This is a genomic window from Scytonema sp. PCC 10023 (genome assembly GCF_963920835.1).
Lineage (GTDB): Bacteria > Cyanobacteriota > Cyanobacteriia > Cyanobacteriales > Nostocaceae > Kalymmatonema.
This window is the reverse complement of sequence record NZ_CAWUDP010000344.1, coordinates 1-660: the sequence shown is the minus strand read 5'-3', so window position 1 is coordinate 660 and position 660 is coordinate 1. Positions and strand designations below refer to the sequence as shown.

Sequence of the window (660 nt, the reverse complement as noted above, 5' to 3'; positions counted from 1 at the left end):
TTAGTAGTCGTGGCTGGACCTTGTTCAGTGGAAAATGAAGAAATGATTGTCGCCACAGCACAAGTGGTCAAAGCTACAGGCGCACAATTCATCCGAGGCGGTGCTTACAAACCTCGTTCCTCACCTTATGCCTTCCAAGGACATGGCGAAAGTGCCCTAGGGTTATTAGCACTAGCGCGTGAAGCCACCGGACTGGGAATTATCACAGAAGTGATGGATACTGCTGATGTTGAGAAAGTTGCAGCCGTTGCAGATGTGCTACAAATTGGTGCGCGCAATATGCAGAATTTCTCCTTGCTTAAGAAAGTAGGCGCTGCTGGCAAACCAATTCTGCTCAAGCGCGGCTTGTCTGCAACAATTGAAGAATGGTTGATGGCTGCGGAATATATTCTGGCTGCAGGCAATCCAAATGTGATTTTGTGCGAACGCGGAATTCGCAGCTTTGACAAGCAGTACACCAGAAATACTCTAGATTTATCTGTGATCCCTGTATTGCGTACCCTGACCCATTTGCCAATTATGATTGACCCAAGTCATGCCACTGGCTACTCTCAGTATGTACCCACAATGGCAAAGGCAGCTATCGCAGCTGGTACAGATTCATTGATGATTGAGGTTCACCCCAACCCCGCCAAAGCACTTTCAGATGGTCCTCAGTCT

The 660-nt window shown here is 48.0% G+C and carries 1 protein-coding gene; it reads left to right on the top strand.

Annotated features, from left to right (window positions below; all coding sequences use genetic code 11):
* Nucleotides 1-660, top strand: a 660-nt coding sequence (aroF, locus tag ACM0OZ_RS49135; protein WP_414590208.1) for a 3-deoxy-7-phosphoheptulonate synthase, incomplete at both ends; no start/stop codon positions are given.